The following is an 18,444-nucleotide window of genomic DNA, read 5'->3' on the forward strand; positions in this document are numbered from 1 at the left end:
TCCGATCAGACGTAGTCCTTGTACTTGTCGAGGAAGCGCACGGGCTTCGCGAGCGCATCGCGGCGGAACGGATCGCCGAGTTCGCGCGTGCACATGATCTCGATCACGCAGGTCTTGCGCTGGTTCATCTGCAGGTCGATGGCCTTCTTGAGCGCCGGGCCCACGTCCTCGAGCCGGTCGACCACGATGCCCTCGGCGCCCATGGCCTTGGCGATGCCCGCGAAGCTCTCGCTCTCGAGCTCGCCGGCAACGAAGCGGCGGTTGTAGAAGTCGACCTGGTTCTTCTTCTCGGCGCCCCACTGGCGGTTGTGGAACACGACCGCGGTCACGGGAATGTCGTGCCGCACGGCGGTCATGATCTCGACCATGCTCATGCCCCAGGCGCCGTCGCCCGCATAGGCCACGGCCGGACGGTCGGGCGCGGCGCACTTGGCGCCGATCATGGTGGGCAGCGAGTAGCCGCAGTTGCCGAAGCTCATCGGCGCGAAGAAGGAGCGCGGCTCCTCGAAACGCAGGTAGCTGTTCGACACGGCATTGATGTTGCCGATGTCGGTCGAGACCATCACGCGCGGCGGCATCGCCTTCTCGAGTTCGCGCAGCACCTGGCGCGGATGCAGGTAGGTGCCGCCGGTGGGCGTCTTCTCGCCCTTGGCTTCCTCGATCACGTCGAGGCTGAACTGGTCGCGCTCGTGGGTCCAGGCGTCGAGCTCCTTCTCCCAGGCTTCCTTCTCGGCCTTGATCTTCGCGGCGCGCTCGGCCTTGGTGGCGTCGCAGGCCAGGGTCTTGGCCGCGAGGCGCTCGAGCAGAGCCTTGGCCGTGGCCTTGGCATCGCCGTGGATGCCGACGGTGATCTTCTTCACCAGGCCCAGGTTGGTGTGGTCGGCCTCGACCTGGATGATCTTCGCGTCCTTGGGCCAGTAGTCCATGCCGTGCTGCGGCAGGGTGCCGAAGGGGCCCATGCGCGAGCCGAGCGCGAGCACCACGTCGGCCTGCGCGATCAGCTTCATCGCGGCCTTGCTGCCCTGGTAGCCCAGCGGGCCGGCCCACAGCGGATGGCTCGCGGGGAAGGAGTCGTTGCGCAGGTAGCCGTTGGCCACCGGCGCGCCCAGGCGCTCGGCGAGCGCCTTGCACTCTTCCACGGCATCGCCCATGACCACCCCGCCGCCCGAGAGGATGACGGGAAATTTCGCGGTGGCCAGCAGCTCGACCGCGGCATTGAGGCTGTTCTCGCCGCCGGCGCCGCGCTCCACGCGCATCGGCTTCGGGATCTCGGTCGTGATCTCGCCGTAGAAGTAGTCGCGCGGGATGTTGAGCTGGGTCGGGCCCATCTCGGAGATGGCGCGGTCGAAGCAGCGCGCGGTGTACTCGGCCATGCGCTTGGGGTTGTTCACGTGGCCCTGGTACTTGGTGAACTCCTGGAACATCGGCAGCTGGTTGGCTTCCTGGAAGCCGCCCAGGCCCATGCCCATGGTGCCGGTCTCGGGCGTGATCATCACGACCGGGCTGTGCGCCCAGTAGGCGGCCGCGATGGCGGTCACGCAGTTGCTGATGCCGGGGCCGTTCTGGCCGATCACCACGCCGTGGCGGCCCGACACGCGGGCATAGCCGTCGGCCATGTGGGCCGCGCCCTGCTCGTGCACCACGGGCACGAGGCGGATGCCGGCGGGCGCGAAGATGTCCATCGCGTCCATGAAGGCCGAGCCCATGATGCCGAAGATGTCGGTCACGCCATTGGCGACCATGGTCTCGACGAAGGCCTCGGAGGGCGTCATCTTCTGCACGCCGGTGACGGCTTCGCGGGTGGGTTGCTTGCTCATGGGTCGGTGTCTCCTGCGGATGAAGGGCTGGACGGCGGACTGCAAAAGACGGAACGGGAAGTTCCGTATTTCGGGGTTGGCGAATCGGGCGGACTATAGGACGGGTGCAGTGCCGCGTCAAACAAATTCCAAAAAACGGTACGGAATGTTCTATTTTTTGCAAAAGGACTATGATCCGCCGCCATGAAGATCGTCCAGTCGCTCCCGCCTTCCGCCGAGGCCCCGGGCGCCGACACCCCGGCGATGCGGCTGTTCGCGCTGCTCGAGGTGATCGCTGCCAAGGACCAGCGCTACTCGCTGCAGGGCCTGGTGGAGGAGACCGGCCTGCCCAAGCCCACGCTGCACCGCATGCTGCAGCAGATGGAGGGCGCGGGCCTGCTGCAGCGCGAGGGCGACGGACGCCACTACGGCATGGGCACGCGGCTGCGCCGGCTGGCCGAGAACCTGCTGTTCAACGACAGCCTGCACGGCGCGCGCCACACGGTGCTGCGCCAGCTGGTCGAGGAGATCGGCGAGAGCTGCAACCTCACGGCCCTCTCGGGCAGCGAGGTGGTCTACCTCGACCGCGTGGAGACCGCCGCGCCGCTGCGCTTCTACCTGCACCCAGGCTCGCGCGTGCCGGTGCACTGCTCGGCCAGCGGCAAGATGTTCCTCGCGCAGATGGGCCAGGCGCAGCGCCGCCGGCTGCTGGCGAATGCCTCGCTCGAGGCGTATACGGCGAGCACGCTGACCGATGCCGCGGCGCTCGAGGCCGAGATCCAGCGCGTGCGAAAGAACGGCTTCGCGATCGACAACGAGGAGTTCCTGCCCGGCCTGCTGTGCATCGCTGCGCTGGTGCCGGCCACGGGCGACAGTCCGTCCAACCTCTGCATCGCGGTGCAGGCGCCCGTGATGCGGCTCGACATCGCGAAGGCCAAGACGCTGCTGCCCGCGCTGCAGCGCGCGGCGCTCGCGCTGAGCCGCATCGATGCCGATGCGGGGCCGGCGCGCCGTGCACAGGCCTAGGATGAAACACGAACAGCCGTACGCAGAGGACGCGAAGATTTCGCGAAGAACGCGAAAGGGAAGTACCAAATTTTTCTTGGATTCCTTTTGCGTCTTTCGCGCAACCTTCGCGTCCTCTGCGTATGGAAGCCCGCATTCTTCTTCGCATCCACGCGGAGCCACCGCCACCACCCCATGAACGACATCGCCGCCCTCCACCCCACGCGCCTCGTCGGCGTGCGCGAGACCTTCGGCATCGACGCCGACCTGCAGGTGCCGGCCTTCGCCGAGCGCGACGCGCACGTACCCGAGATCGACGCGGTCTACCGCTTCAATCCCGACGTGACGCTCGCGATCCTCGCGGGCTTCATGCGCGACCGGCGCGTGATGGTGCAGGGGCTGCACGGCACCGGCAAATCGACCCACATCGAGCAGGTGGCGGCGCGGCTGAACTGGCCCTGCGTGCGGCTCAACCTCGACGGCCACATCAGCCGGCTCGACCTGGTCGGCAAGGACGCGGTGGTGCTGCGCGACGGCAAGCAGGTCACCGAGTTCCAGGAAGGCATGGTGCCCTGGGCGCTGCAGCGGCCGGTGGCGCTGATCTTCGACGAGTACGACGCGGGCCGGCCCGACGTGATGTTCGTGATCCAGCGCATCCTCGAGCGCGACGGCCAGTTCACGCTGCTCGACCAGAACAAGGTGCTGCGCCCGCACCCCTTCTTCCGGCTGTTCGCCACCGCCAACACGGTCGGCCTGGGCAACCTCAACGGCCTGTATCACGGCGCGCAGCGGCTCAACCATGCGCAGATCGACCGCTGGAACATCGTCGCCTCGCTCGACTACTTGCCCACGGCCGAGGAGATCGCGATCGTGCAGGCGCGCGTGCCCTCGCTGGCCGACGCGGCGGGCCGCGCCACGGTCGCGGCGATGGTGGCGGTGGCCGACCTCACGCGCAAGGGCTTCGCGGCCGGCGACCTGTCGACGCTGATGTCGCCGCGCACCGTGATCACCTGGGCCGAGAACCTCGAGATCTTCCAGGACGTGGCGCTGGCCTTCCGCCTCTCGTTCGTCAACAAGTGCGACGAGGCCGAGCGGCCGCTGGTGGCCGAGTACTTCCAGCGCTGCTTCGACCGCGAGCTCGCGGAGTCGCACCGCCTCGCCAACGGCTGAGCGCGGCGCGCCATGACGCAGCAGGACATCCGCAAGGTTCGGCAGGAGGAGCGCGTCGCCGAGCTCTGCGCGGGCGTGGTGCGCGCCTTCAGCGGCGAGCGCGACCTGCACTTCTGCGGCCGGCGCCTGCACCGCGGCCGCGTGCCGCTGCCGTGGTTCGCGCCGCACCTGCATCCCTCGCCCGAGACCGACGACTTCGAATCGTTTCGCGGCGTGGCCGATGGCCTCGCGCTGCGCATCGCCGGCTCCGACGCCGCGCTGCACCGCACGGTGCAGCCCGAGGAACCGGTGGAGCGCATGCTGTTCGAGATGCTCGAGCAGTTCCGCGCCGAGGCGCTGGTGCCCGAGGCCATGGCCGGCATGCGGCGCAACCTGCGCCATCGCCACGAACAGTGGTCGCTGGCCTTCCACCACTCGGGCCTGACCGAGACCGCGCGCGGCCTGCTGCTGTACGCGGTGGCGCAGATCTGCCGTGCGCGCGTGAGCGGCGAGCAGGTGGTCGAGGAAACCGAGGACATGCTCGAGGCCACGCGCTTCGCGCTCGCGCCGCGCATCGGCCATGCGCTGGGCGGGCTGCGGCGCGATCGCTTCGACCAGGCCGCGTATGCCGTGCATGCGCTGGCGATCGCGCGCACGGTCGCCACGATGCTGCACGAGGCCGGCGGCGATGACGAGGCGCCCGACACGCGCCAGAACGACACCGACGACAAGCGCAGCGTGTTCAGCCTGGTCGCCGAGATGGACCGCGAGATCGTCGAGCAGCACGTCAGCGCGCAGTCCGGACGCAGCCGGCTGCTCGAGGAGGCCGGCGCCGCCTACCGCGTGTTCACCACCGAGCACGACCGCGAGCACGAGGCCGCCACGCTGGTGCGCCGCGAGCTGCTGGCCGAACTGCGCGAGCGGCTCGACCGCCGCATCGCGGCGCAGGGCGTGAACCTGGCGCGGCTCGCGCGCGAGCTGCGCGCGCTGCTGGCCGTGCCCGAGCGCGACGGCTGGGACGGCGGCCAGGAGGAAGGCCGCATCGACGGCCGCCGGCTCGCCCAGCTCGTGGCCTCGCCGGCCGAGCGGCGGCTGTTCCGCATCGAGCGCGAGGAGCCGCTGGCCGATTGCGTGGTCAGCTTCCTCATCGATTGCTCGGGCTCGATGAAGGAGCATGCCGAATCGGTCACGATGCTGGTCGACGTGCTCGCGCGCGCCCTCGAGCAGGCCGGCGTGGCCAGCGAGGTGCTGGGCTTCACCACCGGCGCCTGGAACGGCGGCCGCGCGCAGCGCGACTGGCTGCGCGCGGGCCGGCCCGCGCACCCGGGCCGGCTCAACGAGCGCTGCCACCTGGTGTTCAAGGCCGCGGGCACGCCGTGGCGCCGCGCGCGCGCGCCGATGGCCGCGCTGCTGCGGCCCGAGCTGTTCCGCGAAGGCATCGACGGCGAGGCCGTGGACTGGGCCTGCACGCGGCTGCGCGCGCGCAGCGAGGAACGCAAGCTGCTGCTGGTGATCTCCGACGGCTCGCCGATGGACAGCGCGACCCATCTCGCCAACGATCCGCACTACCTCGACCACCACCTGCGCGAGGTGCTGGCGCGCCAGGAGCAGCAGCGCGACATCGCGATCGCGGGCATAGGCGTGGGGCTGGACCTGAGCCCCTACTACAGCCACAGCCACGTGCTGGACCTCGCGGCCTCGACGGGCAACGCGATCTTCCGCGAGGTGATCGGGTTGATGGCGGGGCGGCACCGGCACTGAATGCGGGAGCGGACTTCCGCACGCAGAGGACGCGAAGGTTTCGCAAAGGACGCGAAAGGGAAAACCAAATTTCTTCTTGAGTTCCTTTTGCGTCTTTCGCGAAACCTTTGCGTCCTCTGCGTCCGGCTACCCGCATTCGACAGCCTCCCAGAGCCCATGTCAGCCGAAAGTGTCGCGTTGACAAGCGCAGGCCGCGTTTGTACATTGAGTTTCAATTATCCGAACGCTGTTCCAATATTTGGAATTCATCGAAAGCGTCGGAACAACGGAGACGCATGGATTCCACGCTCGCCAAAGGCCTCGCCGTCATGGAATGGATGGCACGCCAGGCACGCGCCTGCCGCGTGATCGACGTCGCCAATGCCTTCGGCATGGCGCGCAGCAATGCCCATCGCACGCTGCAGACGCTGGTGGAATGCGGCTGGGCGGTGCAGGACGCCGACACCAGCGCCTACCGGCCGAGCCTGCGGCTGTTCGAGCTCGGCGCCATGGTCTCCGAGGCGGCCGACATGGGCGCGCTGCTGCGCCCGCATCTCGCGGCACTGGCGCGGGCCAGCGGCGAGACCATCCACCTCGCGGTGCTCGAAGGCGCCGAGATCGTCTACCTCGACAAGTTCGACAGCCCGCTGCCCGTGGCCGCCTATTCGCGCATCGGCGGCCGCGCGCCGGCCTGCTGCGTGGCCTCGGGCAAGGCGATGCTGGCGGCCGCGCGGCTCGACGCCGCCGCGCTGCGTGCGCTGTTCGGCACGCTGCAACCCCACACGCCGCACAGCATCGTCGACTTCGATGCGCTGCAGGCCGAGCTCGAGCGCAGCCGCGCGCGCGGCTATGCCGAGAACCGCGAGGAATGGCGCCTGGGCGTCTGCGGACTCGGCGTGCCGGTGTTCGATGCGCGCGGCACGGCCGTGGCCGCCGTCGGCATGAGCGTGCCCTCCATCCGCTTCGCGCGCACCCAGGCGCGCGAACTCTCCGAACGCATCATGGCCTGCGCGCGCGACGCCAGCGCCACGCTGGGCTACCGCCCCGCCACCGCCCCCGCCACCACAACGAGAAGGAGACCCGTATGAGACTGTCCTTGTCCGCCCCCTGGTTGCGCGCGGGGCTGCTGGCCGCCGCGGCACTGGCATCGCCGCTGGCCGCGTTCGCACAGACCGGGAGCGACTACCCCAGCAAGCCGATCAAGCTGATCGTGCCCTACCCGCCCGGCGGCGGCACCGACGTGATCGCGCGCATCGTGCAGGAACGCTTCCAGACGCTGCTGGGCCAGCCGGTCGTCATCGACAACCGCGGCGGCGCGGCCGGCTCGATCGGCACCGAACTCGTCGCCAAGTCGGCGGCCGACGGCTACACGGTACTGTTCACGCTGTCCTCGCACACCATCAACCCCGCCATCTACACCAAGCTCTCGTTCGACACCGCGAAGGACTTCGCGCCCGTGGGCCTGGTGGCTTCGCTGCCGCAGCTCCTGGTGGCGAACCCGCAGTTCCCGGCCAGCACGGTGGCCGAACTGGTCGCGATGGCCAAGGCCAAGCCCGACAGCATCTCCTTCGCCTCGGTGGGCAACGGCTCGCCCGGCCACCTCGCGGGCGAACTGCTGAAGCTGCGCACCGGCACGCAGATGACGCACGTGCCCTACCGCGGCGGCGGCCCGGCGGTCACCGACGTGATGGGCGGGCAGGTGCCGCTGCTGTGGGTGTCGATTCCCGCCGCCGCACAGTTCGTGAAGGCCGGCAAGCTCAAGGCGCTGGCCGTGTCGACCACCAAGCGCAGCGCCGCCTTCCCCGAGGTGCCGACGATGCAGGAGGCCGGCATCCCCGACTTCGACGTCGACTCCTGGTACGCGGTGTTCGTGCCCGCGAAGACGCCGCAACCCGCGATCGACCGGCTCAACCGCGTGATCAACACGGTCGTGAAGGAACCCGACATCCGCGACAAGCTGCTGGCCCAGGGCAGCGAAGGCGTGGGCGGCACGCCCGAGCAGCTCGGCAAGGTGGTCTCCACCGAACTCGTGCGCTGGAGCAAGCTCGCCAAGGAAGCGAACATCCACGTCGACTAGTTTTTTCTCTCTTCATGCCATGAATCCCTCCGCATCCTCCTCTGAAGCCCACGGCCCCATCGCCGACCTCGTGGCACGCGCGCGCGCGGCGCAGCGCATCTACGAGACCTGGTCGCAGGCCCAGGTCGACATGGCGGTCACGGCCGCCGGCTGGGCCATCATCGAACCCGCGCGCAACCGCGAGCTGGCCGAACTGGCGGTGGCCGACACGGGCGTGGGCAACGTCGAGGACAAGGTGCGCAAGAACCACCGCAAGACCTTCGGCCTGCTGCGCGACCTGCAGGGCGCGCGCTCGGTCGGCGTGATCGCCGAGGACCCGGCGCGCGGCATCGTCGAGATCGCGCGGCCGGTCGGCGTGGTGTGCGCGATCACGCCCTCGACCAACCCGGGCGCGACGCCGGCCAACAAGATCATCAACGCGCTCAAGGGCCGCAACGCGGTGATCGTCGCGCCCTCGCCCAAGGGCTGGAGCACGGCGGCGCGGCTGATCGAATTCATCCACCAGCAGTTCGACCGCATCGGCGCGCCGCGCGACCTGGTGCAGTTGCTGCCCGCGCCGGTCAACAAGCAGTCGACGGCCGAACTGATGCGGCTGTGCGACCTGGTGGTGGCCACCGGCTCGCAGGCCAACGTGCGCGCCGCCTATGCGAGCGGCACGCCGGCCTTCGGCGTGGGCGCCGGCAATGTCGCGGGCATCGTCGACGAGACGGCCGACACCGAGGCCGCGGCCGATCGCATCGTGCGCTCGAAGACCTTCGACAACGCGACCAGCTGCTCGTCGGAGAACAGCCTGGTGGTGGTCGACGCGGTGCGCGCGCGCCTGCTCGCCGCGCTCAAGGACCGCGGCGCCGTGATGCTCGGCGAGGCGCAGAAGGCCACCCTGCAGCAGCTGATGTGGCCCGGGGGCAAGCTCTCGCCCGCGGTCATCGGCCAGTCGGCGCGCGCCATCGCCGAGCGCGCGGCGGAGGTCGATGGCGCCAACCGCGCGGCCTGGCAGGCGATCGCCGAGGCCGACCCGCGCATCCTGATGGTGGCCGAGGACGGCGTGGGCCACGACCATCCGTTCTCGGGCGAGAAGCTCAGCCCGGTGCTCGCGGTCTATGCGGCGCGCGACTTCGCGCAGGCGGCCTCGATCGTCGAGCGCATCTACGGCTACGAGGGCGCGGGCCATTCGGTGGGGCTGCATTCCGCCGTGCCAGAGCGCGCGCTCGAGCTCGGCCTGTCGCTGCCGGTGTCGCGCGTGATCGTCGACCAGGCGCACTGCATCGCCACCGGCGGCAGCTTCGACAACGGCCTGCCGTTCTCGCTCTCGATGGGCTGCGGCACCTGGGGCCGCAACAACTTCTCCGACAACATGAACTACCGGCACTACCTGAACATCACGCGCGTGTCGCGGCCGATCGCCGAGCAGGTGCCGAGCGAGGAACAGATCTTCGGCGCCTTCTTCGCGCGGCATGGAGCGCACTGAGCATGGCGGCGGGCGACGGCGACACCGTCCATGGCCTGATCGAGCAGGTGGCCGCGCGCCAGCCGGGCGCCGTGTATGCGCTGTCCACCGAGGGCGAGGCGCGCATCGACTGCGCCGCGCTCGTGCAGGGCTGCCGCCGCGTGGCCGGTGCGCTGCAGGCGGCCGGCGCGCGGCCCGGCGACACGGTCTCGGTCGTGATGCCCAACGGCCTGCAGACGCTGCGGTTGCTGCTGGGCGCGATGCATGCGGGCATGGTCGTGAACCCGGTCAACCTGCTGTCGCAGCCCGAGCAGATGCGCTACGTGCTCGCGCACTCCGACTGCCGCGTGGTCTGCGTGGCGCCCGAGTGGGAAGAGCGCGTGCGCGCGATGCTGGCGGACATCGGCCGGCCGGTGTCGGTGCTGGTGGCCGATCCCGACGGGCTCGCGCTGCCGGGGGAAGGCGAAGCGAACGCGCTTCGCGCGCTTCCCGCACCTTCGCCCGACGCGGTCGCGCTGCTGATGTACACCTCGGGCACCACGGGCCAGCCCAAGGGCGTGATGCTCACGCAGCGCAACCTCGCGGCCAACGCGCAGGCGATCAGCGCCGAGCATGAACTGGGAAGCGCCGACCGCGTGCTCGCGGTGCTGCCGCTCTATCACATCAACGCCTTCTGCGTGACCATGCTGGCGCCGCTCGCGCATGGCGGCAGCCTCGCGATGCCGCCGAAGTTCTCGGCCGGCCGCTTCTGGGAGCAGGCGGCGCAGACGGGTTGCAGCTGGATCAACGTGGTGCCGACCATGATCTCGTACCTGCTCGAGGGCGAGGCGCCGGCGCGCGAACGCACGGCCGCGATCCACTTCTGCCGCTCGGCCTCGGCCGCGCTGCCGCCCGAGCACCACCGCGCCTTCGAGCGCCTGTTCGGCATCGGCATCGTCGAGACCATGGGCCTCACCGAGACCGCCGCGCCCTCGTTCTCGAACCCGCTCGATCCGGCGCGGCGCAAGCTGGGCTCGGTCGGCCGCGCCTCGGGCTGCGAGGCGCGCGTGATCGACGCGGCCCTCGCCGAAGTGCCCGACGGCAGCACCGGCGAACTCGCGATCCGCGGGCCCAACGTGATGCGCGGCTACTACAAGAACGAGGAGGCCACGCGCGCCAGCTTCACGCCCGACGGCTGGCTGCGCACCGGCGACCTCGGCCACCGCGATGCCGACGGCTTCTTCTTCGTCACCGGCCGCATCAAGGAATTGATCATCAAGGGCGGCGAGAACATCGCGCCGCGCGAGATCGACGAGGCCCTGCTGCGGCATCCCGCCGTGCTCGAGGCCGCGGCCGTCGGCGTGCCCGACCGCCACTACGGCCAGGAGGTCGGCGTGTGCATCGTGCTGCGCGAGGGCTGTGCGTGCGGCGAGGACGAGCTGCGCGCCTTCAGTGCCGAGGCGCTCGGGCGCTACAAGGCGCCGGGCCACTATCGCTTCGTGACCGACCTGCCGCGCGGGCCCTCGGGCAAGGTGCAGCGGCTCAAGCTGCTGCCGCTGTTCGCGGCATGAACCCGGCCGACCTGCTGACGCCGCCGCTGGCGCCGCTGCTGCTCGCCTACAGCCTCTGCGTGGTGTTCGCGGCCGGCGTGGTGCGCGGCTTCGCGGGCTTCGGCTTCTCGGCCATCACCGTGGCCGGCATGTCGCTCGTGGTCTCGCCCGCGCTGGTGGTGCCCGCGATCTTCATGCTCGAGATCCTCGCGAGCCTGAGCCAGTTGCGCGGCATCGCGCGCGATGTCGACATGCCCTGGCTGGGATGGCTGATGCTCGGCAACCTGCTGTTCATTCCGCTCGGCGTGGCGCTGCTGGCCTGGCTGCCCGAGACGCCGCTGCGCCTCCTGATCGGCGCGCTGCTGATGGCCGCCGCGCTGCTGCTGCGCAGCGGCGCGCGCGCCACGCTGGTGCCCACGCGCGCGGTGCGCTTCGGCGCCGGCCTGGCCTCGGGCTTCATCAATGGCGTGGCGGCCATCGGCGGCATCGCCATCGCCGTGCTGCTGAGCACCACCGCGATGGCACCGGCCGCGCTGCGCGCCACGCTGATCGCACTGCTGCTGTTCAGCGACGTGGTGTCGCTCGCGAGCGCCGCGCTGATGCCGGCCGCGCACGCCACCGGCAAGCTGCTCGGGCCCGACACCTTCAAGTGGGCGCTGTGGCTCGCGCCCGCGATGCTGGCCGGCATCTGGTGGGGGCAGCGCTCGTTCAAGGGGGTGTCGCCCGAGCAGTTCAGGCGGCATGTGCTGAACCTGCTGATCGTGCTGGCGGCGGTCAGCGTGCTGCGCTCGGCGGTCGGGCTGATCGGGCTGGCCGGGTGACCATCGCGCCCGCGTCGTAGGCCTCGCAGTACGCTGCCCAGTCCTGCGCCACCTGCGCGGCGCACTGGTGCGCGGCGTCGAGCAGGTCCCCCCGCCACGACTTCACCGAAGCGCCGAAGTCGACCAGCGCGTCCGCGATGGCCGAGCCCTGCCGGCCTGCGCTGCGCAACTGCGCCCAGGCCATGAGCTGCCCCATGTCGGAAAGCACGGCTCGGATGTCGGCGGGCCGCGTGCGGTGCACGTCGAGGCTCACGCGATCCTCGCTGGGCTGCAGGCCGCGCAGCACATACGAGCGCTTGCGCGTCACGATCGGATGCAGGAAGGCCATCGACACGGCCTGCATGCGGCGCTGCAGCGCGACCACGCGGTGCGCCTCCGATTCCCAGGCGGGCTGCGCCGTCTTCTTCAGGTGCGGCGCGAGCGAGGACGGCAGCGCCTGCTTGAGATCGAGCAGGTAGTTGGCATCGGGCGAGCCCTTGCCCTCGACCAGCACGATGTAGCGCTCCACGCCGAGGCTGCCGGTGCCGGCGATGCGCCGCGCCACGTCGAGCACCTCGAAGAAGCCCGGGTCGGGCTGCGAGGCCGCGAAGCGGTCGACCAGCTTGACGACGCGCTCGCGCTGCGCCTCGCTCGCCGGCAGCGCATGCTTGCCGTCGCAGCGGATCAGGCGCCGGCGGCCCTTGCGCTCGGTGCGCCGGTCGAGGAAGGCGGGGCGGCTGCGCGCCTTGAGGGTGTCGAGCAGTTCGCGCACCAGGCCGGTCGCGGTGTCGCGCTCGACCCAGCGGGCCTTGCCGAGCGCGAGCGCGCCCGCGTAGGCGTCGAGGAAGACCCTGCACAGCGCGGCGAACTCGGCGGCGCCGCGGCTCGGGCCATCGCCGGCGACGAGGACGCTCGTGAGGAAGCGCACCAGTTCCCAGGTCACGGGCGCGAGCGCGGCCTCGTCGAAATCGTTGAGGTCGAAATAGACCAGCCGGTTGTCGCCCTTGTAGCTGCCGAAGTTCTCGAGGTGCGCGTCGCCGCACAGCCACGCCAGCGGCGCCTTGGCGAACAGCGCGCCCGACGGCAGGCGGTCGTGGAACAGGTGGCAGGTGCCGCGCAGGAAGACGAAGGGGCTCGAACGCAGGTTGGCGTATTTCATCGCCAGGCGTTCGGGGTCGCGGTCGGCGTTGAAGGCGCGGATGGTCTTGACGGCATTGGGCATGGTGCTTTTGCTTCCCGCTTTCTGGGTGGCGGGATTCTGCGGCTCGGCACCCAGCCGAAGCTGACCAGCGTGCTCAGGCGATGCCGGCGGCCGTGAGCGGGTCGTAGTCGGCCGCGCGCAGCAGCGCATGCAATTGCCGCCGGCGCACGCCCATGTTGCCGCCGTCGAACAGCGGCAGCGCGATCGCGTCCTGCAGCAGGCCCGCGAGCGGCAGCTCGTGGTCATAGCTCTCGATGCCCACCACGCGCATCAGCTCGGTGATGACGCGCACGGCGGCTTCGGAGCCGAAGATCTTCGACTGCAGCGCGAGTTCGAGCGCGCCGGGCAGTTGCCGATCGATCGCATCGCAGGCCTTCCAGCCGAGGTAGCGCGCGGCCTCGATGGTGGTCTTGGCGTCGGCCAGCGCATAGCCCACGGCCTGGTGCTCGATGATCGGCAGCGCGCCGCCGCGGCATTCGGTCTTCGCGAAGCGCAGCGCCACGTCGAAGGCCGCGCGCATCAGGCCCACGCCCATGATGCCGACCAGCGCCGCCGTGCCCGAGAAGCTGGCCTCGACGATGTCGCGCGCGCCGCCCACCGGGCCGACCACGTCGGCATCGGGCACGGCCACGCCCTCGAGCCGGAAGCGCGGCACGAGGTGCGCGCGGTGGCCCATGGCATCGATGTCGTGCAGCGGCACCAGGCCCGGCGCGCCGCGCCGCACCACGAGGATCGAGAGCGCGGCCTCGGGCGGTGCCTCGGGGTCGGTGCGGCAGACCACGCTGAGCAGGTCGGCGCCCTCGCCGTCCCAGCCGGTGGCGGCCGACACCCACTGCTTGGTGCCGTGGATGCGCCAGCCGCCCTCGCTTCGTTCGGCCGTGGTGCGCACGCCCTCGCCGGGCCGCGGCGCGGCGAAGTTCGCGCTGCCGCCGGGCTCGCTGTTGGCCAGCGCGGCCAGCGGCGCGCCCTCGCAGGCGAGGAAGGGCGCGAGCAGACGCCGGTGCTGCTCGGGCGTGCCCGCGATGAACAGCGGCGCCAGGCCCAGCAGGTTGGCGAACAGCGTCAGCGAGACATTGCAGTCGACCGCATGGAACTCCTCGGCCACGATCGCGAGGTCGACCATGCCCGTGCCCTCGCCGCCGAAGGGCTGCGGCATGAGCCGGCGCAGGAAGCCGCGGCGGATGATCTCCTCGTACATCGGCCGCGTGGCGCGAAAGCGCTCGCCGGGCGTGTGCAGCGCGTGCGTGGCGGCTCGCACCTGCGAGAGCACTTCGCTGGCGGCACGCCGCGCATCGAGCTGGAGGGCGTGGCGCGCGGGGTCGAGGGTGAAGTCGATGGTCATGGGAAATCCGGTCGAGTGATGGGTGGCCGCAGTCTGGCCGCGCCACCCCCGGTCGGCCTTGTCGTTTCGTGCACGGCGCCTTGCCGGATCGCGCAGCACGGGCGCGCGGCTTGCAAGGCCCGCGTGCCGTCGCGATGATGCGTATCCCAACCGCCCGCCCACAGGTGCGCACATGAAGTCCTGGTCCACCGAAGCCGTCGCCGCGCCCGAGCAGTTCGCCTACTGGCGCGAGGTGGTGTGCGAGGCCTTCGCGGCGCTCGATCCGCGCTCGGCCGAGCGCGGCGCGGGCTTCGCGAGCCGCGTCGACATGGAAGGCATTGGCGCCATCAACGTGGCGCGCATCCGTGCCGAGGCCCACACCGTGGTGCGCGACTTCTCGCAGATCCGGCGCGATCCGCAGGACCGGCTGTTCGTCAACCTGCAGGTCGCGGGCCAGGGCATCGTGCGCCAGGGCCACCGCGAGACGCGCGTGACGCCCGGCGCCTTCAGCATCGTCGACACGGCGCGGCCCTACACGCTGCATTTCGAGCAGCGCTTCGAAGTGCTGTCGCTGCGCGTGCCGCGCGAGCTGCTGCTGCCGCGCGTCAGCGAGCCACGCGCCCTGTTCGCGCGCGCGCTCGGCGGGCCGGCCGGCATCGGGCGCGCGGCCTCGGGCTTCATGCAGTCGCTGATGGAGGGCGGCGGGCTGCCCGCGGGGCCGGCGGCCGAGCGGCTGGCGGTGCTGCTGTGCGAGCTGGTGGCCGAGTCGGCGCGCGCGGCGGATGCCGGCGTGGCGCCCTCGCCGCCGATGCGCGATGCGCACCGGCAGCTGCTGGTGCGCCGGGTCAAGGCCCACGTGCTCGAGGCGCTCGATTCACCCGAACTCGACGTGCCCTCGATCGCGCGGCACTTCGGTGTCTCGGTGCGCTACCTGCACCTGGCCTTCGCGCACGAGGGCAGCACGCCGGCCGCGTGGATCCGCGCGCAGCGCATGACGCGTTGCGCGCAGGACCTCGCGAATCCCGCGGACCGGCGGCCGGTCTCGGCCATCGCGCTGCGCTGGGGCTTCCAGGACATTCCGCATTTCACGCGCGCATTCGGCGCGGCCTTCGGCTGCACGCCCTCGGCCTATCGCCTGCGGCACGGGGGCAGCGGGCCCGGCGACGAAAGCACACGCCGAAGCCGGTCTGCTTGAAGGAGATCAATAGGGCGGCGCCTTGCGCGCGCGCTGTTCGCGCGCGGCTTCGGTCCACCACGCGAGGTCGTCGGCGAAGCGGCCGAAGGCGCGGTCGAGCGAGGCGCCGGCCGTGCCGGTGGGCTGGCCCTGCGCATCGAGCGTCTGCGAGATCGGGCCGACCGACAGCGTGCTCGACACCACGATCATGCCCATCTCGGAGAGGATCGAATGCCACACCGTGCCCGAGCGCACGCCCGAGAAGCGGCCGGCCGAGTAGCTCGCGATCGCCGCGGGCCGCCAGAACCACTCCTCGAGGAAATGGTCGGTGAGGTTCTTGAGGCCGGGCTGCGGGCCCCAGTTGTATTCGCCGGTCACGAAGACGAAGGCATCGGCCGCGCGGATCTTGCGCGCCAGCGTCTCCATCGCCTCGGGCGCCGTGCCCGCCGGGTACTCCTTGTACATGCGGTCGAGCATCGGCAGGTCGACCGCCTTGGCATCGATCAGCTCCACCTCGGCGCCGCGCGCGGCCAGCCGCTCGACCAGATAGTCCGCGAGCCGCACGCCCATGCGGTCGGCACGGTAGGAACCGTAGAACACCAGGATCTTGTCTGCCATCGTCGCTCCGTTTCGCAGGGCCGCCGGGGTGCGGCCCTTGCGCGAAGGGTAACGCGCCCGCGCGGCACCCCGCTGCTTCGCCCATCCGCATGCCGGGCTATGCTTGCCCGGCATGCCGCTGCTTCGCCGCCCTTCTCCTTCGATGCGCTCCTGGCTCATGGCCGCGTGCCTTTTCATCGGCACGCCCGCCTTCGCCGCGACGTCCTGCCTGGCCACGGCCGAGGCCCCTTCGCCGCCACGCGCCCTCGCGATGGCCGCCGCCGCGCAGCGCGAGCACGAAGCCTTCGGCGCGCAGACCCTCGATGCCGAAGGCCGCATGGTCGATGCGGGCAGTTCCGAGGCCGAGGACGGACGCGTCTCGCGCTTCGCGCCCGCGCCGTGGCAGCGCGTGCTCGGCTACTGGGACGCGGTCGACCAGCCGCGCGTGAAGCTGCCTTCGCTGGTGCGCTTCGGTGCCTTGCGCCCGGCCGATCGCACGCTGCTGCTGGAGGCGCTGAACCAGGCCAGCGCTTCGCGCCTGATGGGGCTGGGCGTCGGACCCGACCAGGGCCTCGACGCGGCCGAGCTGCATGCGATGGCGACCGCGGTGAACCGCGTCGCGGTGATCGACACGCCGTGGTCGGCCGCCTTCATCAGCTGGCTCGCGCGGCAGGCGGGCCTGGGCGCGGACGAGTTCGTGTTCTCCGAGGCGCACGTGGACTACGCGGGCGCGGCCTGGAAGGCCGGCGTCGACGAAGCGGCGGGCCGTGCCACGCGCTTCGCGCTGCGGGCCTGCGATCTCGCGCTCACGCCGCCGCGCGTGGGCGACCTCGTGTGCCAGACGCGCGGCGCGCGTTCGGCGCTCGACAGCTTCGCGAAGATCGGCACGGTGCTCGCGACGCGGCCCACGGGCGGCGCGGCGCTGCCGATGCATTGCGACGTGGTGACGGCCGTCGACGCACGCGGCTTCGACGCGGTCGGCGGCAATGTGCTGCAGTCGGTCACCTTGCGCCGGCTGGACTTCGCGCCGGGCACGCGGACGCTCGACCCGAGCTACCTGCCCGAAGGCTGCGCGACGGGATGCATCGACCGGCACATGAGCCGGCAGCCCTGGTCGCTGCTGCTGCAGTGGCGTTGAAGCGGTCGCTTCAGCAGTTGTTGCGCCGCAGCCCCGCCATGTGGGCGCAGGGCCGGCGGCCCGGACCGGGGTCGTGCACATGCGGCGGCGGGGGCTGCACGCGACGCCGCGGCGGTGGCGGATAGGCGTAGGGATCGGGCCCCCAGAGATAGACCGGCTCGGGATCGGCCTGCGCCGCGCGCCCTTCGTCGGGATAGCGCGGAATGATCGACAGCCCCGGGTTCGAGGGCGGCGCCGGCGCGGCGGCAGCGGGCGGCGGCGCGTAGTCGGGCGCACGCGCGGGCGGGGCCGGCTGCAGGGCCGAAGGCGGCGGCGGCTCGGCGATCTGCACCGGGCGCGACGAACGCGTGCCGCTCGGGCAGGCGCCGTCGGTGTAGACGGTGGCGCCATTGGCATCGAGGCAGCGCACCACCTCGGCCGAGCTCACCGATGCGCCCAGCACGAAGACCGCCGAGACGATCAGCGTGCGCAACGAGGTGGCGGTGAGCAGAGGGGTTGGCATGAAGATGAGAAGAGGGCCGTGCCGGAACGACGCACGGGCAGCTTCATTCTGTGCGCTTTGTCACGACCCGCCAAGCACCGCGGGCCCGCGGCGCGCACCGTCCGTCGCTCACAGCAGCCCGCCCATGCGCAGCGCCGCGGCCTTCAACGCATCGATGCGCCGCTCGGCATCGGCCATCGACATGCGCGCGGTCGGCGCATGCACCGCGAGCGCGGCGCGCACCTCGCCGGACGCGTCGCGCACCGGCACCGCCACGGCCACCAGGCCGGCCATGAACTCCTCGCGGTCGCGCGAGAAGCCGTCCTGCGCGATCGCGTCGCACTCGGCGCGCAGCGCGGCGGGGTCGGTGAGGGTGCTGGCCGTCATGCGCGGCAGCGGCAGGCCGTCGATCATCGCGTCGCGCGCCTTCTTCGGCATTTGCGCGAGAAAGAGCTTGCCGCTCGCGGTGCAGTGCAGCGGCACGTGGGAGCCCACGTCGAGCGTGAGGCGCAACGGCCACTGGGCCTCGACGCGGTCGAGGTAGAGCACGCGCGCGCCGTCGAGCGTGGTGAGGTTGCAGGTCTCGCCGACCTCCTGCACCAGCGCCGCCAGCACCTCGTGGCGCAGGCCGCGCACGCTGCCGTGGTTCAGCGTGTCGAAGGCGAGCTGGCGCAGCGCGGGGCCGACGACGAACGAGCGCTCGTCGAGGTCGCGCGCGAGAAAACCGGTGGCCAGCAGCTGGGTGCAGATGCGGTGCGCGGTGCCCTTGGGCAGGCCCAGCTGCGCCGCGAGATCGGCCAGCGACAGCGCGCGGCCCTCGTGCGCCAGCAGCGCGAGCAGGCGCAGGCTGCGCTCGGCCGAGGAACCGGAAACGGGCTCCTCGACAGGGGCAACCACGGGTGCGGCAACAGGGGCGGCAGCGGAGCGCGCGGGACGGGGCATGCGGGTAAACCTCTAAAGTGGAACATTGCGTTCCGAAAATCAATAAC

The 18,444-nt window shown here is 71.2% G+C and carries 16 protein-coding genes; 10 read left to right on the forward strand and 6 right to left on the reverse strand.

Annotated elements, in window-relative coordinates; all coding sequences use genetic code 11:
• Positions 1-5: 5 nt before the first annotated feature.
• Entirely contained in the window at positions 6-1,817 is a 1,812-nt protein-coding gene (gene xsc, locus INQ48_23395; protein QRF56279.1) for a sulfoacetaldehyde acetyltransferase, read from the reverse strand.
• Between the two features lie 183 nt (positions 1,818-2,000).
• Here xsc and INQ48_23400 point away from each other — a divergent pair, with 183 nt between their 5' ends.
• From INQ48_23400 to INQ48_23435, 8 genes are all read left to right on the forward strand, one after another.
• A complete protein-coding gene (locus tag INQ48_23400; protein ID QRF56280.1) occupies positions 2,001-2,822 on the forward strand; it encodes an IclR family transcriptional regulator in 822 nt (273 codons plus the stop codon).
• 174 nt (positions 2,823-2,996) lie between these two features.
• Positions 2,997-3,971, forward strand: a complete 975-nt coding sequence (locus INQ48_23405) for an AAA family ATPase (protein ID QRF56281.1) — start codon at positions 2,997-2,999, stop codon at positions 3,969-3,971.
• 12 nt (positions 3,972-3,983) lie between these two features.
• Entirely contained in the window at positions 3,984-5,711 is a 1,728-nt protein-coding gene (locus tag INQ48_23410) for a cobalt chelatase (protein ID QRF56282.1), read from the forward strand.
• A gap of 275 nt (positions 5,712-5,986) precedes the next feature.
• Positions 5,987-6,778: an IclR family transcriptional regulator gene (locus tag INQ48_23415; protein QRF56283.1), complete on the forward strand. Its 792-nt coding sequence runs from the start codon at positions 5,987-5,989 to the stop codon at positions 6,776-6,778.
• A complete protein-coding gene (locus INQ48_23420; protein ID QRF56284.1) occupies positions 6,775-7,767 on the forward strand; it encodes a tripartite tricarboxylate transporter substrate binding protein in 993 nt (330 codons plus the stop codon). The genes INQ48_23415 and INQ48_23420 overlap by 4 nt, the downstream gene beginning before the upstream one ends.
• A 19-nt stretch (positions 7,768-7,786) precedes the next feature.
• On the forward strand, positions 7,787-9,235 hold the full coding sequence (locus INQ48_23425) for an aldehyde dehydrogenase family protein (GenBank protein QRF56285.1): 1,449 nt from the start codon (positions 7,787-7,789) through the stop codon (positions 9,233-9,235).
• A gap of 2 nt (positions 9,236-9,237) precedes the next feature.
• A complete protein-coding gene (locus INQ48_23430; protein ID QRF56286.1) occupies positions 9,238-10,764 on the forward strand; it encodes an AMP-binding protein in 1,527 nt (508 codons plus the stop codon).
• Positions 10,761-11,564 (forward strand): sulfite exporter TauE/SafE family protein, encoded by an 804-nt coding sequence (locus INQ48_23435; GenBank protein QRF56287.1) that lies wholly within the window; start codon positions 10,761-10,763, stop codon positions 11,562-11,564. Before INQ48_23430 ends, INQ48_23435 begins: the two co-directional genes overlap by 4 nt.
• Here INQ48_23435 and INQ48_23440 read toward each other — a convergent pair.
• Together INQ48_23440 and INQ48_23445 are read right to left on the reverse strand one after the other, a co-directional pair.
• A complete protein-coding gene (locus tag INQ48_23440) occupies positions 11,518-12,765 on the reverse strand; it encodes a DUF2252 domain-containing protein (GenBank protein QRF56288.1) in 1,248 nt (415 codons plus the stop codon). The two genes, INQ48_23435 and INQ48_23440, sit on opposite strands and share 47 nt — an antisense overlap.
• A 73-nt stretch (positions 12,766-12,838) precedes the next feature.
• On the reverse strand, positions 12,839-14,086 hold the full coding sequence (locus tag INQ48_23445) for an acyl-CoA dehydrogenase family protein (protein QRF56289.1): 1,248 nt from the start codon (positions 14,084-14,086) through the stop codon (positions 12,839-12,841).
• Between the two features lie 172 nt (positions 14,087-14,258).
• Here INQ48_23445 and INQ48_23450 point away from each other — a divergent pair, with 172 nt between their 5' ends.
• Positions 14,259-15,260 carry a helix-turn-helix domain-containing protein gene (locus INQ48_23450; protein QRF56290.1) on the forward strand — a complete coding sequence of 334 codons (1,002 nt, stop codon included), beginning with the start codon at positions 14,259-14,261 and terminating at the stop codon, positions 15,258-15,260.
• A gap of 6 nt (positions 15,261-15,266) precedes the next feature.
• Here INQ48_23450 and INQ48_23455 read toward each other — a convergent pair whose 3' ends face one another.
• The gene (locus INQ48_23455) at positions 15,267-15,857 is read right to left on the reverse strand and encodes an NAD(P)H-dependent oxidoreductase (GenBank protein QRF56291.1); all 591 of its coding nucleotides are present in this window, start codon (positions 15,855-15,857) and stop codon (positions 15,267-15,269) included.
• A 250-nt stretch (positions 15,858-16,107) separates the two neighbouring features.
• Between INQ48_23455 and INQ48_23460 the strand changes: the two genes are divergently transcribed.
• Positions 16,108-16,974, forward strand: a complete 867-nt coding sequence (locus INQ48_23460) for a DUF2272 domain-containing protein (protein QRF60859.1) — start codon at positions 16,108-16,110, stop codon at positions 16,972-16,974.
• Between the two features lie 10 nt (positions 16,975-16,984).
• On the opposite strand, the gene INQ48_23465 is transcribed toward INQ48_23460, so the two are convergent.
• Both INQ48_23465 and INQ48_23470 read right to left on the reverse strand, forming a co-directional pair.
• Positions 16,985-17,476 (reverse strand): DUF4124 domain-containing protein, encoded by a 492-nt coding sequence (locus INQ48_23465; GenBank protein QRF56292.1) that lies wholly within the window; start codon positions 17,474-17,476, stop codon positions 16,985-16,987.
• A gap of 108 nt (positions 17,477-17,584) precedes the next feature.
• Positions 17,585-18,397 (reverse strand): IclR family transcriptional regulator, encoded by an 813-nt coding sequence (locus tag INQ48_23470; GenBank protein ID QRF56293.1) that lies wholly within the window; start codon positions 18,395-18,397, stop codon positions 17,585-17,587.
• Positions 18,398-18,444: the final 47 nt, after the last annotated feature.

Source organism: Variovorax paradoxus (assembly GCA_016806145.1).
In the GTDB taxonomy this organism is placed as follows: domain Bacteria; phylum Pseudomonadota; class Gammaproteobacteria; order Burkholderiales; family Burkholderiaceae_C; genus Variovorax.